The 17,439-nt window shown below is 39.9% G+C and carries 18 protein-coding genes and 1 pseudogene; 16 read left to right on the plus strand and 3 right to left on the minus strand.

The window, feature by feature from the left end:
* Positions 1-10: 10 nt before the first annotated feature.
* The 9 genes and pseudogenes from D8844_RS07895 to D8844_RS07935 all read left to right on the plus strand — a co-directional run bounded on the left by D8844_RS07895 (position 11) and on the right by D8844_RS07935 (position 6,630).
* Entirely contained in the window at positions 11-466 is a 456-nt protein-coding gene (locus D8844_RS07895; protein ID WP_125423182.1) for a MarR family winged helix-turn-helix transcriptional regulator, read from the plus strand.
* A 55-nt stretch (positions 467-521) separates the two neighbouring features.
* Entirely contained in the window at positions 522-1,754 is a 1,233-nt protein-coding gene (locus tag D8844_RS07900; RefSeq protein ID WP_125423185.1) for an acyl-CoA thioesterase/BAAT N-terminal domain-containing protein, read from the plus strand.
* A 139-nt stretch (positions 1,755-1,893) separates the two neighbouring features.
* Positions 1,894-2,307: pseudogene (locus tag D8844_RS07905) on the plus strand (YjdF family protein).
* Positions 2,308-2,802: 495 nt separating this feature from the next.
* Positions 2,803-3,669, plus strand: a complete 867-nt coding sequence (locus D8844_RS07910; protein ID WP_125423188.1) for an ABC transporter ATP-binding protein — start codon at positions 2,803-2,805, stop codon at positions 3,667-3,669.
* Entirely contained in the window at positions 3,669-4,511 is an 843-nt protein-coding gene (locus tag D8844_RS07915; protein ID WP_125423191.1) for an ABC transporter permease, read from the plus strand. The genes D8844_RS07910 and D8844_RS07915 overlap by 1 nt, the downstream gene beginning before the upstream one ends.
* A gap of 18 nt (positions 4,512-4,529) precedes the next feature.
* On the plus strand, positions 4,530-4,985 hold the full coding sequence (locus D8844_RS07920) for a LytTR family DNA-binding domain-containing protein (RefSeq protein WP_000701939.1): 456 nt from the start codon (positions 4,530-4,532) through the stop codon (positions 4,983-4,985).
* 9 nt (positions 4,986-4,994) lie between these two features.
* A complete protein-coding gene (locus D8844_RS07925; RefSeq protein WP_000825486.1) occupies positions 4,995-5,414 on the plus strand; it encodes a DUF3021 domain-containing protein in 420 nt (139 codons plus the stop codon).
* Positions 5,415-5,506: 92 nt separating this feature from the next.
* Complete coding sequence (locus D8844_RS07930) at positions 5,507-6,202, plus strand: GNAT family N-acetyltransferase (RefSeq protein WP_125423194.1); 696 nt, start codon at positions 5,507-5,509, stop codon at positions 6,200-6,202.
* Between the two features lie 11 nt (positions 6,203-6,213).
* Positions 6,214-6,630 (plus strand): GNAT family N-acetyltransferase, encoded by a 417-nt coding sequence (locus tag D8844_RS07935; RefSeq protein WP_125423197.1) that lies wholly within the window; start codon positions 6,214-6,216, stop codon positions 6,628-6,630.
* A gap of 137 nt (positions 6,631-6,767) precedes the next feature.
* Here the strand turns inward: D8844_RS07935 and D8844_RS07940 are convergent, their stop codons facing one another.
* From D8844_RS07940 to D8844_RS07950, 3 genes are all read right to left on the minus strand, one after another.
* A complete protein-coding gene (locus D8844_RS07940; RefSeq protein ID WP_125423200.1) occupies positions 6,768-6,956 on the minus strand; it encodes a hypothetical protein in 189 nt (62 codons plus the stop codon).
* A gap of 256 nt (positions 6,957-7,212) precedes the next feature.
* Positions 7,213-8,091: an AraC family transcriptional regulator gene (locus tag D8844_RS07945; RefSeq protein ID WP_125423203.1), complete on the minus strand. Its 879-nt coding sequence runs from the start codon at positions 8,089-8,091 to the stop codon at positions 7,213-7,215.
* 75 nt (positions 8,092-8,166) lie between these two features.
* Positions 8,167-9,366 carry an L-lactate MFS transporter gene (locus tag D8844_RS07950; RefSeq protein WP_125423206.1) on the minus strand — a complete coding sequence of 400 codons (1,200 nt, stop codon included), beginning with the start codon at positions 9,364-9,366 and terminating at the stop codon, positions 8,167-8,169.
* Positions 9,367-9,584: 218 nt separating this feature from the next.
* Between D8844_RS07950 and D8844_RS07955 the strand changes: the two genes are divergently transcribed.
* The 7 genes from D8844_RS07955 to rseP all read left to right on the plus strand — a co-directional run bounded on the left by D8844_RS07955 (position 9,585) and on the right by rseP (position 17,427).
* Complete coding sequence (locus tag D8844_RS07955; protein ID WP_125423209.1) at positions 9,585-10,193, plus strand: NADPH-dependent FMN reductase; 609 nt, start codon at positions 9,585-9,587, stop codon at positions 10,191-10,193.
* A gap of 25 nt (positions 10,194-10,218) precedes the next feature.
* Entirely contained in the window at positions 10,219-12,630 is a 2,412-nt protein-coding gene (locus D8844_RS07960; protein ID WP_125423212.1) for a flavocytochrome c, read from the plus strand.
* A 184-nt stretch (positions 12,631-12,814) separates the two neighbouring features.
* Complete coding sequence (ruvB, locus tag D8844_RS07965; protein ID WP_084918109.1) at positions 12,815-13,813, plus strand: Holliday junction branch migration DNA helicase RuvB; 999 nt, start codon at positions 12,815-12,817, stop codon at positions 13,811-13,813.
* On the plus strand, positions 13,794-14,378 hold the full coding sequence (locus D8844_RS07970; protein WP_125423215.1) for a nucleotidyltransferase family protein: 585 nt from the start codon (positions 13,794-13,796) through the stop codon (positions 14,376-14,378). The genes ruvB and D8844_RS07970 overlap by 20 nt, the downstream gene beginning before the upstream one ends.
* Positions 14,379-14,584: 206 nt before the next feature.
* On the plus strand, positions 14,585-15,343 hold the full coding sequence (gene uppS / locus D8844_RS07975; protein ID WP_000466707.1) for an undecaprenyl pyrophosphate synthase: 759 nt from the start codon (positions 14,585-14,587) through the stop codon (positions 15,341-15,343).
* 8 nt (positions 15,344-15,351) lie between these two features.
* On the plus strand, positions 15,352-16,155 hold the full coding sequence (locus tag D8844_RS07980; RefSeq protein WP_125423218.1) for a phosphatidate cytidylyltransferase: 804 nt from the start codon (positions 15,352-15,354) through the stop codon (positions 16,153-16,155).
* Positions 16,156-16,170: 15 nt separating this feature from the next.
* Positions 16,171-17,427, plus strand: a complete 1,257-nt coding sequence (gene rseP, locus D8844_RS07985) for an RIP metalloprotease RseP (RefSeq protein WP_125423221.1) — start codon at positions 16,171-16,173, stop codon at positions 17,425-17,427.
* Positions 17,428-17,439: the final 12 nt, after the last annotated feature.

Below are 17,439 nucleotides of genomic sequence, written 5' to 3' on the forward strand. Positions count from 1 at the left end.
AAGAGAGATTATGGATAAAAAAGAATTTATTACATTTAATAATCGTTTTAATAGATTTATTTTAGCATTTGAACAGCTAAAAAAAAATCAACATAAAATTAGTATTGACAAATCCATTACGTTGAATGAGGTACATTTGATTGTTGTGATTGGGAAAAATCAGCCCTTAAATCTAGTGAAATTATCTGAATTATTAAAAGTTTCGAGAAGTGCAATAACTCAAAGTGTTAGGAGATTAATTCAAAAAAATTTAGTTGTTTTTGATTTTGCTCCGAATAATGGGAAAAATAAATATTTGAGATTATCTGAAAAAGGTATCGAAGTTTTTAAAATCCATAAGGAGCAACAAGCATATATTGAAGAATCGGTCTTTTCAGTTTTAAACAACTATAGCGAGAAGGAGCTTCAAACAGTTGTGAAATTGATGGATGATATTGAAAATGTATGGGGAGGATTACCGTGGTGAAAGTCACGGTAAATTTTAAACTTAGTTGTTAAGTATATTAACAAAAGGAGAAGATATGACTGTAAATATTGAGCTGATTTCACAAACTGACTTAGCAGATGAATCTTTTTATATTACTATCAATGGTTTAGAACCAAGGACAAGGTATTGTGTAGAAATGTACCTGTCTGATTATTACTGTATAAATGCTCCCTTACTTTTAGATCATGATGTCATGTGGAAATCAACTGCAATTTTTTTATCTGATCAGGACGGTATGATTGACACCTCTCAAACAGCATCTATTTCGGGATCTTATAAAGGAGTTTCAGAAATGGGCTTGTTCTTTAATGCGAAACCGTTGAAGAATAGGAAAAGGAGATTACCCAGTTCTCTTGATAAAATTCCATTACGAAATTGTTTTGGTGTTGAAATTAAAATCAGGCTGGGGAAAGATGTGGTTGCGGAGCAAAGTTTTGTAAGGCGTTATATGAATCTGGGAATAAGGTATCAAGATATTTATGATAAGCATTTTCAAGGTCGATTATTTTATGATGAAAAGTTAAGAAAGGCACCAGCCGTGATTATTGTTAGTGGTAGTGAGGGAAGAATTGAAAAAGCTCAGAACATTGCCCAACTTTTATCTTCTAGAGGCTACATTTGTCTTGCGATAGCTTATTTTGGTTTAGAGGGATTACCCCAAAACTTAGAACGAATTCCGATAGAATGTCTGGAGGAAGCGAAAGATTTTCTATGTCATCATCCTCAAGTTGATAATACAAAAATAGGAATATATGGTCGTTCTAAAGGAGCAGAGCTTGTTCTGGCTGGACAAAGTATTTTGGATGATGTGCAATGTTTGGTACTCAATTCCCCCTCAAATGTAATATTTGAGGGAATAAAGGGAAAACTCAACTCTCACTCATCTTCTTGGACATATTTGCAAAAAGAACTTCCGTATCAAAAATTTCAACTAGGAAATTATTTGTTAAACAAGTTTTTTGGAAAACATATTTCTGAAGATAGTAGGGCTCAGATTGATGTGAGTAAAATTGCCTCTCCTTTATTATTACTAGGAAGCGATGTCGATGAAATATGGGATGCGTCATCCGCGATAGATGATATTATTTCACATTATAAAGGGAAATCCATTTTGTTTAAAAAATACCATGAAACGGGGCATATGTTAACGGTTGCTTATCAACCGAATCATCGTTATCGAAAAGATTGGCACTTATTAATGAAAGAAAGTGTAGACTCTTGGTTTGCTACGATAAATTTTTTTGATACACATTTGAAAAATTTGTAGATAGTGCTGAACCGTGCTATAATAGTCCCAACTAAGATAAAAACACAGTTCTGGTTGGTAGTCCAGACGTAGGCAAGCCTATTAGTAACCTTCCTCCTTGGTTGTCCATTCTTAGGGATAGATTTAAGGAGGTGCTGTCGTGGAAATCGTTTCAATTGGCTTGACAGTTTATTTTGAAGATGGATTTTGGCATGGATTGTTTGAACAAGAGTATGAGGGAACTTATCAAGTTTGTCGAGTGACATTTGGTCAGGAACCAAAAGAGGATGAAATTTTGAAACTTTTACAGACTCAGTTTGTTCGGTTATCTTTTAGTCCAGAGGCAACAGTCAAACAGCATGTGAAGATTAAGAATCCGAAGCGTCTGCAGCGAGCTGTAAAGAAACAGGTGAAGCAGAAAGTTTCTTCTAAGTCACAAGAGCTTTTACAGTTGCAGTATGAGGAACGAAAAAAGCATTCAAAACAACAGTCCAGTCTCTAAAAGCAATTGCTCAAGCAAGAGAAATTTGAACGCAAACAGCAAAAACGTAGAGAGAAGCACAAGGGGCACTAGTGACTCTCTCTTTCATAAAATAGAACAGCTCTTCTTGGGTAACAAGAGCTGTTTTTGCTTGTATTGAAGATTTCTTTCCTAATAGATAGACTTATCGTTAATGGCAGTTTCAAATTCAGGACCATACTTGCTTCAAATTCAATCATGTCCTATTCAGCATTTTCATTTTACTAGAAGGGAGTGCGTGCCATGATTTCTGATTCATTTTTTATTGTTTGGTTTAGCGAGAACAATACTATTGACTCTTGGATTTTTCTGCCGGATGCTATAAAACATCTCTTTTATAGCGTATGTTTAAAAATATAATGTATGGTTATAAGTGTTTTTCAACATCCTCTAGTGATTCGATGGTAGAAAAACGGTTGCAGCCTGCACCACTTTAATTTAACCCCCATTATTTTACCACTTGGCCTTTCATTTTAACTGCTTATCTCAAAAGTCGATTTTTCTTTCATTCTTTTTGTTAAACTAGTGTGGTTAAGAGGAGGAAAAAATATGATTTTACAAGCTAAACATTTGACTAAACGGTACGGCAATCATATGGCTGTCGATGATATTCAGTTAGAGTTTGAAAAAGGAAGTTTCAATGCTATTTTGGGACCCAATGGTGCAGGGAAATCAACCACCATTTCCATGTTAATCGGTTTGAAAAAGCCGACACAAGGTCAGATTCGATATGCGCCAAATACGAAAATCGGAGTGGTTTTTCAAGCTAGTGTACTGGATGAGATGTTGACGGTTAGGGAAAATCTCACGATTCGTGCTCAACAGTATAAGGAGATTGCAGTAAGTCGTGTGGATGATTTGATTCATCAACTGGGTTTGACTGCATTCCAGAAACAACTATATAGGACTTTGTCAGGTGGGCAAAAACGTCGGGTTGATATTGCGCGTGCTCTTCTTTCGCGACCAGATATTCTGTTCTTGGATGAACCAACGACAGGTCTTGATATTCAAACTCGCAAATCCATCTGGGATCTACTGTATCGACTACAAAAGGATGAAGGGATGACTATTATCTTAACGACTCATTATCTGGATGAAGCAGATGAAGCGGATCAAATCTATATCGTTGATCATGGGAAAGTGATTGCGCAAGGTTCTGCGACTGCTATTAAAAGTCAGTATGCATCTAATATTCTAAAAATTCGTTTTAAGGAAATGAAGGATTTAGAAAAGTTGCTACAGACTGGAATGACAGTAGAGGAAGAAAATGAGTTGGAATATCTTTTTTATCCAAGGACGTCACAGGAAGCCATTGAATATTTGGCAAAAGTTCGAGAAGAAATTGATTCTTTTGAGTTTCGTTCGGGTACTATGGATGATGCCTTTATTGCACTTACAGGAAGAGAGGTTCGCTAATGCTAGCTTTATTGAAACGGAATTTTATCTTATATTTTCGTAATCGTTCGGGAGTATTTTTCTCATTATTGGGGGCATTGATTTCCTTCCTCCTTTATATCATTTTTTTGCAGAAGAATTTGACGGATTCTTGGTCCCAACTCCCTAATAGTACGAACCTTTTAAATAACTGGCTGATGGGTGGGACCTTGGCTGTGACTGGGATTACGACCAGTTTTACGGCTCTTAAACAAATGGTTCAGGACCGCGAAAATCAAGTGGATCAAGATCTATTCTTGACTGATTTAGGTAACTGGGGCTTACAGGCATCCTATCTAATCAGTAGTATTGTCATTTCTTTTGTCATGCAGATGTTTATGTATGCTGTTATGAGTTTTTATTTTAAAGAGAGCCCAGTTATCAGTCATTTACCGGAAATCGCTTTGATTATGTTATTAAGCAGTCTGATTTCAAGTTTGGTAAATGTTCTCTTGATTTACCGTTTTCAATCTGTAGATAGCCTTGGCAAACTGGCAACGATAGTGGGGACTGCTTCTGGATTTTTAGTAGGAACTTATGTCCCTATTGGAGTATTACCTGATTTTGCACAGATTATCATGAAGTGTACCCCTACAACTTATATTGCTTCTCTCTATCGACAAGTCTTAATGAAAGAGCCATTAGAGACCACATTTACAGGAAATAGCGGTCTGTTACAGGAATTTCAAGAAAAAATGGGAATCCAAATCAACTGGCAAGAACTATTGACAAAGGAAGAAACATACTTTATAGTGGTTATTATCAGTCTCGTCGCTATTCTTCTTTGGATGTTATTTGTTAAAGTGTTTAGCAAGAGAAAATAAAGATGTATTGGAGAGAAAATGAAGATTCGTTTTGAAATGAAGACAGAGTTTTCAGAAAAAGACCCACACATTTTAATTCAGGCAGCTCAGTTAACCGACCAAGCGAGAGAAGTCATGGAGTATTTAGAACAATTTTCAACGACCAATCAGGTGGTCATTCCTATTCGAACAGATGATCATCTGGTTATGGTGAAAATTGAGGATCTTATTCTAGCAGATATTGATAAAAATTTGTTGACCATTTATACAGTAGACGGGATTTATAAAACTAAGGAAACATTGACAAACTTTCAGAATCGGATTAACCGACGCAACTTTATACAGATATCACGTCATTCAGTTATAAACATTGACCATTTAGAGTCATTATCGGATAGCTTTTCAGGGAACATGATGGCTAAGATGACTCGGGGTCTCAAATCGAGTGTGAGTCGGAAATACGTTAAGTCCTTAATGGATTATCTAGGTTTATAGGAGAAAATCATGAAGCGATTGATTGCTTATTTTGTATCGGGAATGCGTACGGCCTCCTTTGTTTATTTGAGTTTGGTGTTATTGGCTCAGTTTTATTCAGGTATTACCTATCCCGCACCAACGACAAAAAATATTCTAGCTTTGTTTTTGATGAGTGGAATTATGGGGGTATTGACCTTAATCCTTGAAAGGCTAGAGTTTCTTGCTTATAGTATGCGTGTAGGAGTTCATTTGTTAGCGACAGCTACTATTTTAGTATTGACCTACCTATTTTTTGGCTGGGGTTCAGCATTGTTGAGTCCCTTGCTGTGGTTCTTTTTCTTATTAATTTATGGACTGATATGGTTGTACCAGATCTGGCAAACTCACAAGCTCACCCAACGAATTAATCAAGCCTTAGAAGATAAAAGAAAGAAAACGAATCACTAATGTAGTGAGTGGATGAGGTTTGAGGAGAGTGCTAGTTTCCATTTAGAGTAATTTATGATATAGTATTTTCAGCGTAAAACAAGGAGAAAACAATGCCAGTAAATGAATATGGTCAGATGATTGTTGAGTCAATGGAAGGTTATACATCTGGTGAATTGCCTTCTATTGATTTCTTAGAAGGGCGCTACGCTCGGATAGAGGCTCTTTCGGTGGAAAAGCATGCGGAGGATTTATTAGCTGTTTATGGTCCAGGTACTCCTCGGGAGATGTGGACCTACCTCTTTCAGGAACCAGTGGCAGATATGGAGGAACTGGTTACCGTCTTAAATCAGATGTTGGCTCGTAAGGACCGTTTTTACTACGTGATTATAGACAAGGCAACTGGTAAGGCCTTGGGAACTTTTTCTCTCATGCGCATTGACCAGAATAACCGAGTAATAGAAGTGGGTGCCGTCACTTTTTCTCCTGCTCTTAAGGGGACGAGGATAGGAACAGAAGCTCAGTATCTCTTGGCACGCTATGTTTTTGAGGAGCTTAACTATCGTCGCTATGAGTGGAAATGTGATTCTCTAAATATCCCATCAAGACGAGCCGCGGAGCGTTTGGGCTTTGTTTATGAAGGGACCTTCCGTCAGGCAGTCGTTTATAAGGGACGTACACGTGATACGGATTGGCTGTCTATGATTGATAAGGACTGGCCTCAAGTCAAAGATCGTTTGGAAGCATGGCTGGCTCCTGAAAATTTTGATAAAAATGGACGACAGTACAAGAGCTTGAGAGAACTTTAAGAGGTGTTGACATGATCACTATTAAAAAGCAAGAAATTGTCAAGCTAGAGGATGTTTTGCATCTCTATCAGGCAGTTAGATGGACAAATTACACACATCAACCTCAGATGTTGAAGAAAGCCTTGTCTCACTCATTAGCGATTTATCTAGCACTTGATGGCGATGCCGCGGTGGGCTTGGTCCGTTTGGTCGGAGATGGTTTTTCATCGATTTTTGTCCAGGATTTGATCGTTTTGCCTAGCTATCAACGCCAAGGGATTGGTAGCGACTTGATGAAAGAGGCTTTAGGCGATTACAAAGATGCCTATCAAGTCCAACTAGTGACCGATCAGACAGAAAAAACCTTGGGATTCTATCGATCTCTGGGATTTGAAACCTTATCTACTTATGACTGTACAGGAATGATTTGGGTGGATCGAAAAAGATAAAAAAATATTTTTTCTTAAGTAAAGTTTAAGTATCCTCTTGTATCATATAGTTATTAAATAAAGACCTCCTAATACTCTTCGAAAATCTCATCAACCTTCGTTAGAGTCGACTTAGCTAACTATAGTTATGCTTGCGCCTATCTGCCTAGTCTGATTTCGATTTTCATTGAGTACCCTTTATTTAATGAAATCCCAAACTTTTCTTTTTCATCATAATCTCCTAAAGAAGTCACCCAATCAGGTGGCTTTTTTATGGCTTGAAAAAGAAAATTCCATTTAAAAAAATGATAAATCAGAGAAAAAGTTAAGTTAGCTTTAAGATTCATCTTGTATTATATAATCATTAAATAAAGACCTCCTAATACTCTTCGAAAATCTTACCATACTTCGTTAGAGTCGACTTAGCTAACTATAGTTATGCTTGCGTCTATCTGCCTAGTCTGATTTCGATTTTCATTGAGTACCCTTTATTTAATGAAATCCTAAACTTTTCTTTTTCATAATAATCTCCCTAATGAAGCCACCAAATTCGGTGGCTTTTTTGTTTGAAAAAACTCCTTAGAAAAGACTAAGGAGAAAGAATCATGTTTTCTTTTTAAGTTGTTGATTTCGATACTGTCTAGGTGTTAGGAGATAGTGCTGCTTAAATTGACGGTTGAAGTTTGAAAGGTTGGTGAAGCCGACCTGGCTTGCAATTTCTTGAATGCTGAGGTTGGTTTGGACGAGTTTCTCACAGGATTTTTCAAGACGTAACTGGAGCAGGTAGTCCATACAACTAGCTCCGGTATGTTGCTTGAAAATACTCATAAAGTGATTTTTACTATATCCAAATGTTGCAGCTAGTTGCTCGATATGAATGGCTTCTGAGTAGTGCTGTTCAAGGTAACAAATCACTTCTTTTAGTTTTTGGTATTTTTGGTAGGTATCATCTGTATAGTGTCGATTGACATATCGATACTTAAAGAGAAGATGAAGCAATTCGTATAGTTTAGATTTTATGAGTAGATCGTAGTATATGCCTTTTTCTTCAAGGATAGAAAAAAGGGAAAGAAGGCAGGATTGAATTTGATCATAGGCTTTATCGCCTGGTGATATTTGAGGAGTGAGGCAAAAGTGACCAGAGTGGAGGGGTTGGATATAGCGTTGGCTAAAGCTGTCAATTTGACTTCTACCAAGATAATCTAGATGAATCCGAAAGCTGGTAGAAAATAGTTCTTGATCTTTGTGAGAATAGATAGCATGGAGAGAGGTCGGTTGGATAAGAAATATATCTCCTTCGCAACTTTCAAAGCGTTCTGAGTTGATATGAACGATGGCAGAACCCTTTGTAACGTAAATAATCTCTAGTTCAGGATGACAATGATAGACTGTGTCAGGAGACGTTTTGGATAGGATTTGTTTTTCAAAATCATATGGGAAGTCAGATGGGTTATCTCGTAAGAAACGTGAACGGTCTGCCATGGTAAATCCTCCCAATATACTATTACTACTTTTATTATACCAAAAAAACTTCCTTATCTAGGAAGTTTTCTAGCTTTAAGCTTTCTTTTTCATATAAAAAATAGTAAGAACAAGTCCAATAAAGGCCAAAGCGATAGCAACATAAAAAGCTACACTATAATTTCCATTATTAGCCATTGCCATTTGAACAGCGACTTTGGGAGCGAAAAATGCTGCTAAAGAATATCCAGTGAAGACGATACCGTAGTTGACCCCTTGATTTGCAGGACCGTAATTTTCCATGACGATAGATGGGAAGACCCCCATAACACCACCAAAGCAGATACCAAGTCCTATAATTCCTAAGGTAAACCCAAATTGACCAGGAACGATTGTTAGGGAGAATAAAGCTAGGACAATGACAGAATAGATAATCAATAAGGTCTTTGAACGACCGATTTTATCAGAAAGGGATCCCCATATAAAACGACCACTAGAGTTTGCGATTGAATAAAGAGAGACATAGAGAGCTGCAGTGCCTGCAGAGAGTCCAAACATTGATTGACCGATTGGTGATGCTTGAGAGGCAATCATCAAACCAGAAAAGGCACCAACAAAGAACATGCTAATGATAATGTAAAACAGAGGACTTTGTAGCATTTGTTTCCAGTTTTTATTAGTAGGTCCTTGCTTAGTTTGTACTGGAGCTTTCCAGCCTGCTGGTTGGTAGCCGCTTGGAGCTGCCTTGATAAAGAAAATGGCACAGATGATAACAACAATATAGACTAGCCCAATTGTACGAAAAGCAAAGAAGGCATCTTGTTTTTGAATGAGATTGCTCGCGACTGGAGAAGCGATGACTGCGGCAAATCCCATGCCACCTGTCAGAATTCCAGAGGCTAAGCCACGTTTATCAGGGAAGAGGCGAAGTGAATTGGAGAGGGCACCCGAATAGGCAAAACCTTGACCAAGTCCAGCCATTAATCCATAAGTCAAATAAAGCATGGCTGGTGAATTGGCATAGCCGGTTAAGTAAAATCCGCTAGCAAATAGAAGAGCGCCGAGGGCGATGGTCCATTTTACATAACCTTTGTCAACTAAATAACCTCCTAGAATCATGGGGATAGGGCCGATTGCAGAGTTGATAGCAAATGCTAACATAATATCTGACATGGACCAGCCTGTTGAACTGCTAAGTGGTCCGGCAAAAACAGAAAAGGAATAGACGGCACCTGTGCAAAGAAGAATGGCTGTAGACGCGACTAAAATCCGCCACCGATTGAATGTCTCTTTCATAAAAACATCCTCCTTAAATGTATATTTTTTCACCAAGACTATATCATAGTTAAGGAAGCCGGTCAATAGTTTACGAAGATATTTTGTTAATTTTTTCACGAACTTGTACTAAAGTACGATAATCTGATAGAATAACACGGTCTTTATTATCAAGGATTTACAAGATTTTCTAAAGTAGTATAATGAAAGTAGATTAAATAAATGAAAGGGGTACCAATATGAAACTAGTTGCTATCGTTGGAACCAATTCGAATCGCTCAACCAATCGGAAACTCTTGAAATTTATGCAAAAGCACTTTTCGGATAAAGCCGACATTGAGGTATTGGAAATCAAACAATTGCCAGCATTTAACGAACCTGAGGACAAGCAAGCGCCAGCTGAAGTTCAATCTTTTTCAGAAAAAATTCTTGTCGCAGATGGTGTGATTATTTCAACACCTGAGTACGACCACACGATACCAGCACCTTTGGCCTCTGCTTTAGAGTGGATTGCTTATACCAGTCGTGCTTTGGTTAACAAACCAACAATGATTGTCGGTGCTTCTCTCGGTTTGCTAGGAACATCTAGAGCGCAGGCACATTTACGTCAGATTTTAGATGCGCCGGAGCTTAAAGCGAGAGTTATGCCGGGTACAGAGTTCTTTCTAGGTCATTCTGAGCAAGTCCTAGATGATGAGTGTCATTTGAACAATCCTGAAAAGGTTGCAGAACTAGAAGAACATTTTTCAGAGTTTCAAAATTTTGTTGAACTAACAAAGGCTTTGGTCAAACCAGAAGATACAAATCGTAAGAAATCTTTCATTTGGGAAGAATGGTTGAAAGCATAGGTATTTCAAGAAAGGAGAACAATCCATGAAATTAGTAGCTATTGTTGGGACTAATGCAAAAAAATCCTATAATCGCAACCTGTTGCAATTTATGAAAAGACATTTTGCTCAGAAAGCGGATATTGAGATTTTAGAAATAACAGATGTACCAATGTTCAATGAAACAGATGATCAAACAGATACACCTATTATTCAGAAATTTAATCAAGCTATTTCAGAAGCTGATGGTGTCATTATCTCGACACCCGAGCACAATCATACGATTCCATCAAGTTTGAATAGCTTGCTCGAGTGGTTGTCCTTTAACATTCATCCACTAGACGGAAAGCCGACCATGATTGTCGGAGCTTCTTACGATATTCAAGGTTCTTCACGTGCCCAACTTCATCTTCGTCAGATTCTGGATGCTCCTGGGGTAAATGCAACAGTTATGCCAGGTAGTGAGTTTTTACTTGGTCGAGCGCATCGAGCATTTGATGATAATGGAGATTTGATTGATGAGCGAACCGTTGATTTCCTAGATAGTTGTTTTTATCGCTTCCTTCGCTTTGTATCCGTTGCAAACCAACTAAACCTTCCTGAAGAAGTCCGCTTTGAACCGGGGACTTACCATGTTACAACTGAAGGCCATAATGGTAAATTACCGATGGATGTCACGGTTTCTGAGGACCGTATTGAAAAAATTGAAATCGATTCTTCTGGAGAATCTTCAGGAATCGCAGATGTCGTCTTTACCCGTATTCCAGCAGAAATCATTGAGGGACAAACCTTAAATGTTGATGCGGTGTCAGGAGCTTCTGTGACTTCAAATGGTGTCTTGGACGGAGTTGCGCGTGCGGTCAAACAAGCGGGTGCAAATCCAGATGTTTTACGGAAACGTTCCAAAGCGCCATCAGCCTTAGATAAAGAAGATAAGACCTATCAGGCAGACGTTGTCATCGTCGGAGGCGGAGGAGCTGGATTAGCTGCAGCGGCTGCAGTCTTACAAGCTGGTAAGAAGCCAATTGTTGTTGAGAAATTTCCTGCAATTGGAGGGAATACTGTTCGTGCAGGTGGTCCAATGAATGCACCAGATCCAGCATGGCAAGGGACCTTCGCAGCTCATCCAGGTGAGGCTCATACGCTTCAAGAATTGATTGCGACAGATGAATCAACGATTGACCCAGAATATTTAGAGGACTTTAGAGCCTTGAAGGTTGAGGTTGAACAGTATTTGCAGGACCCGAGCTATTTGTTCGATTCTACCTTGCTTTATCGTATCCAAACCTATATCGGTGGGAAACGAAAAGATTTACAAGGAAATGAAATTCATGGTCAATATGATTTGGTTTCTGTATTGACTGAACGGGCCCTAGAGTCTGTTCGTTGGTTGGAAGACATCGGCGTTGAATTTGTTCGTAGTGAAGTGACAATGCCAGTTGGAGCCCTTTGGCGTCGTGGCCATAAGCCGGTTCAACCAATGGGGTATGCCTTTATATCCGTCCTACAAAAATATGTTCTAGAAAATGGAGGCACGATTTTGACAGATTCTCCAGTTAAAGAATTGCTTGTAAAAGACGGGGCTGTCAAGGGTGTCAGAGCAGAAGGTCGAAACGGTCAAACCATCATTGTCAATGCAGATGCCGTTGTTCTAGCTTCTGGAGGATTTGGTGCCAATACCAAGATGCTACAAAAATACAATACCTACTGGACTGAAATTGCAGATGATATTGCTACATCTAATACACCAGCTGTAACAGGAGATGGTATTCTTTTAGGGCAAAGTGTAGGTGCAGATTTGGTGGGGATGGGCTTTAGTCAAATGATGCCAGTATCCGATCCAGTGACAGGAGCCCTCTTTTCAGGACTTCAAGTTCCTCCAGCAAACTTCATCATGGTAAATACTGAAGGGAAGCGATTTGTAGATGAGTACGGTAGCCGAGACAAGCTATCTCAAGCAGCGATTGATAATGGAGGCTTGTTCTATCTAATTGCAGATGAACGTATCAAGGCAACTGCCTACAACACTAGCCAAGAAAAAATCGATGCCCAAGTCAAAGCAGGCACTCTCTATCGTGCAGATACGATAGAAGAGTTGGCGGTTCAGATTGGTATGAATCCAGAGGTGTTAGCAGATACAATCAAGAAGTACAATTCTTATGTTGATGCAGGCTTTGACCCTGAATTTAATAAAGGTAGCTTCGATCTCAAGTGTGAGGTTGCGCCATTTTACGCAACACCGAGAAAACCAGCTGTTCACCATACAATGGGTGGGCTCAAGATTGATACTTCAACACACGTTTTGAATGAAAACGATCAGATTATCCCTGGTTTGTATGCTGCCGGAGAAGTCGCAGGTGGACTCCATGCAGGTAACCGTCTAGGAGGAAATTCACTTACGGATATCTTTACTTTTGGACGTATTGCAGGTCAAACAGCTGTTAAAGAAAATTGTTAGTGATTGATTTAAAAATTAAGGGAATTTTAAGTCTCCTTGTGTATCATATAGTTATTAAATAAAGACCTCCTAACTTTATTTAATGAAATCCTAAACTTTTCTTTTTCATAATAATCTCCCTAATGAAGCCACCCAATCAGGTGGCTTTTTTGTTTGTGGCTTGGATTTTTGATATAATAGAGCCATGAGTAGAATTTTAGACAATGAGATCATGGGGGATGAGGAGTTAGTAGAACGTACCCTCCGTCCCCAATATTTACGTGAATATATCGGTCAGGATAAGGTCAAGGACCAGCTGCAAATCTTTATCGAGGCTGCCAAAATGCGGGATGAGGCACTGGATCATGTTCTTTTATTTGGTCCTCCAGGTCTCGGGAAAACAACCATGGCCTTTGTTATTGCCAATGAACTGGGAGTCAATCTCAAGCAAACGTCTGGTCCTGTTATCGAAAAAGCAGGGGATCTGGTAGCGATTTTGAATGATTTGGAGCCTGGAGACGTTCTCTTTATTGACGAGATTCATCGCTTGCCCATGTCGGTGGAAGAGGTACTTTATAGTGCCATGGAGGACTTTTACATTGACATCATGATTGGGGCTGGAGAGGGCAGTCGCAGTGTCCATTTGGACTTGCCGCCTTTTACCTTGATTGGTGCGACGACACGTGCGGGGATGCTTTCTAATCCTCTACGAGCACGTTTTGGGATTACGGGTCATATGGAATACTATGCCCACGCTGACTTGACAGAGATTGTTGAGCGGACGGCAGATATTTTTGAGATGGAAATCACCCATGAGGCAGCTTCGGAGTTGGCCTTACGCAGTCGAGGAACTCCTCGTATCGCCAATCGTCTCCTCAAGCGCGTGCGCGACTTTGCCCAGATTATGGGGGATGGCTTGATTGATGATGTGATTACGGATAAGGCTTTGACCATGCTGGATGTAGACCGTGAAGGTTTGGACTATGTAGACCAAAAAATCCTTCGCACCATGATTGAGATGTACGGTGGTGGACCTGTCGGATTAGGTACTCTCTCCGTTAATATTGCCGAGGAGCGTGAGACGGTTGAAGACATGTACGAACCTTACCTCATCCAAAAAGGTTTTATCATGCGGACAAGGTCTGGACGGGTGGCGACTGCTAAGGCATATGAGCATTTAGGTTATGAATACAATGAAAAATGAACAAGAAATTCTAGATGCTTTCAGAGAAAATCCGGATATGCTGACCATTCTGACCATCATTCGTGACCTTGATCTGAAAGACTCTTGGTTGGCGGCAGGTTCTGTCAGGAATTTCATCTGGAATCTCTTGTCAGACAAATCGCCTTTTGATCGTGAGACAGATGTGGATGTGATTTTCTTTGATGCAGATGTGAGTTATGAAGAAACTCTGGCTATAGAGAACAAGTTGAGAGAGGACTTCCCCCAGTATCAGTGGGAGTTGAAAAATCAGGTCTATATGCATCTACACAGTCCTCATACTGTGCCTTACACGAGTTCTCGTGATGCCATGAGTAAATATCCCGAGCGCTGTACGGCGATAGGGCTTCGCTTGCATGCTGAAGCAACTTTAGAGCTCTTTGCGCCTTATGGTTTAGAGGATATTTTAAAGTTTCAAGTTTCTCCAACTCCTCATTTTTTAGAGAATGAAGATCGAATGAAGCTCTATCAAGAACGCTTGTCCAAGAAAAATTGGCAAGAAAAATGGAAAAATCTGACTTTCTCAAAAAACTTAAGAAAAATTTAAGTTAGGGACGGTATACTAGGTTCATAAGTTAAGAGGAACTTAACTTAAACTCCTAAAACTTTTTCATAATAATCTCCCTATAAAACTAAGTCGCCCAATCAGGCGGCTTATTTTTTGTCTTTACGGAGAGCTAATAACTTAGCAATAGAAGAAAATAGGGAAATATGGTATAATGAAACGATAGATTTTTGAATAGGAATAAGAACATGTTTGGATTTTTTAAGAAAGATAAAGCTGTAGAAGTTGAGGTTCCAACACAGGTTCCTGCTCATATTGGCATCATCATGGATGGGAATGGCCGTTGGGCTAAAAAACGGATGCAACCACGGGTTTTTGGTCATAAGGCGGGAATGGAAGCCCTCCAAAAGGTGACCAAGGCAGCTAACAAGATGGGAGTTAAGGTCATCACGGTTTATGCCTTTTCAACGGAAAATTGGACGCGTCCAGATCAAGAAGTCAAGTTTATCATGAACTTGCCAGTCGAATTTTATGATAACTACGTCCCTGAATTGCATGCAAATAACGTTAAGATTCAGATGATTGGGGAGACAGACCGTCTGCCTAAGCCGACTTTTGAAGCTTTGAAAAAAGCAGAGGAATTGACCCAGAACAATACGGGCTTGATTCTCAATTTTGCGCTTAACTATGGTGGCCGTGCTGAAATTACGCAGGCTCTTAAGGGCTTGGCTCAAGATGTTCTAGATGCTAAAATCAACCCTGGTGACATCACAGAAGATATGATTGGGGACTATCTTTTCACGCAACACCTGCCAAAGGATTTGCGGGATCCTGATTTGATTATCCGTACGAGTGGTGAGTTGCGTTTAAGTAATTTCTTGCCATGGCAAGCAGCCTATAGTGAGCTTTACTTTACGGATACCTTGTGGCCTGATTTTGATGAAGCCGCCTTGCAGGAAGCTATTGCTGCTTTTAACCATCGCAATCGCCGTTTTGGAGGAGTTTAGGAGAAGATATGACCAAGGATTTACAAAAGAGAACATTGTTTGCGGTATTGGCCCTGGCGATTTTCCTTCCAGTCTTGTTTGTGGGAGGGCTCCTGTTGCAGATAGGGATTGGCTTGTTAGCGATGCTAGGTGTCCATGAACTCTTGCACATGAAGGGGCTAAAGACTATGACCATTGAGGGCGCTTTGACTCTTTTTGCGACCTTCGCTCTCACAGTTCCTTTAGAAAATTACCTAACATTTTTGCCTGTTGATGGGAATGTAGTTGCCTATAGTGTTTTGATTACCATAATGCTAGGGACAACCGTTTTCAGTAAAAACTATACGATTGAAGATGCCGCTTTTCCAATTGCTGTGAGTTTTTATGTTGGTTTTGGCTTCAATGCCTTGCTAGATGCTCGGGTGGCAGGTTTTGACAAGGTACTTTTGGCCCTTTTTATCGTTTGGGCGACAGATAGCGCAGCCTACCTGACAGGGATGAATTTTGGTAGACATAAGTTGGCACCAAGAGTTTCTCCTAATAAGAGTATTGAGGGCTTTGTCGGTGGTATTCTAGGTGCGGTACTGATAACAGTGATTTTCATGTTAGTGGACAGCACAGTTGCTCTTCCTTATGGGATTTATAGAATGAGTCTCTTTGCAGCCTTCTTCAGTGTGGCAGGTCAGTTTGGTGACTTGATTGAGAGTGCCATGAAACGCCATTTCGGTGTCAAGGATTCTGGAAAATTTATCCCTGGACATGGCGGTGTGTTGGATCGCTTTGACAGCATGCTGATTGTGTTTCCAATGATGCACTTATTTGGCCTGTTTTAAAGAAAGGAATATTGAATGATTGGATTGCTAACCTTTATCCTCGTTTTTGGGATTATTGTGGTGGTGCATGAGTTTGGACATTTTTATTTTGCTAAGAAATCGGGCATTCTAGTTCGTGAATTTGCCATTGGTATGGGGCCCAAGATTTTTTCCCATATCGGTAAGGATGGCACTGCTTATACCATTCGAATCCTTCCTCTAGGAGGCTATGTTCGTATGGCAGGCTGGGGTGATGATGCGACAGAAATCAAGACAGGAACTCCAGTCAGTTTAACACTTGCCGATGATGGTAAGGTCAAACGGATCAACCTCTCAGGGAAGAAGTTGGATCAAACGTCTCTTCCTATGCAGGTAACTCAGTTTGACTTTGAAGACAAGCTCTTCATTAAAGGCTTGGTCTTGGAAGAAGAAAAGACCTTTGCAGTGGATCACGATGCAACAGTTGTTGAGGCAGATGGAACCGAAGTACGCATTGCCCCTCTGGATGTACAGTACCAAAATGCTTCTATCTGGGGTAAGCTCATCACCAACTTTGCAGGTCCTATGAATAACTTTATCTTAGGTGTTGTTGTTTTTTGGATCCTGATCTTTTTGCAGGGTGGTGTTAGAGACACTCAGACCAATCTCTTTCATGTCATGCCAGAGGGAGCTTTGGCTAAGGTGGGCGTAGCTGAGACAGCTCAAATCACTAAGGTCGGCTCCCACGAAGTTAAGAATTGGCAGGACTTGATTCAGGCTGTGGAAGCAGATACCAAGGACAAGACCGCTCCGACCTTAGATGTGACTATTTCTGAAAATGGTAGCGAAAAACAAGTCACGGTAACGCCAGAAGAAAATCAAGGACGCTATATTCTTGGGGTTCAACCGGGAGTCAAGTCAGACTTTCTATCCATGTTTGTTGGTGGATTTACAACCGCTGCTGACTCAGGGCTCCGTATCCTTTCGGCTCTGAAAAACTTGATTTTCCATCCAGATTTGAACAAACTCGGTGGTCCCGTGGCCATTTTTAAGGCAAGTAGCGATGCTGCTAAAAATGGAATTGAGAATGTCCTCTACTTCCTAGCTATGATTTCCATCAATATCGGGATTTTTAATTTGATTCCGATCCCGGCTTTGGATGGTGGAAAGATTGTGCTCAATATCCTAGAGGCTATCCGCCGGAAACCCCTTAAACAAGAAATTGAAACCTATGTCACCATGGCTGGTGTAGTTATCATGGTTGTCTTGATGCTAGCTGTTACCTGGAATGACATTATGCGACTCTTCTTTTAGATAATCGAGGAA

The sequence above is a fragment of the Streptococcus oralis genome (assembly GCF_003942875.1).
Taxonomy (GTDB): domain Bacteria; phylum Bacillota; class Bacilli; order Lactobacillales; family Streptococcaceae; genus Streptococcus; species Streptococcus oralis_BX.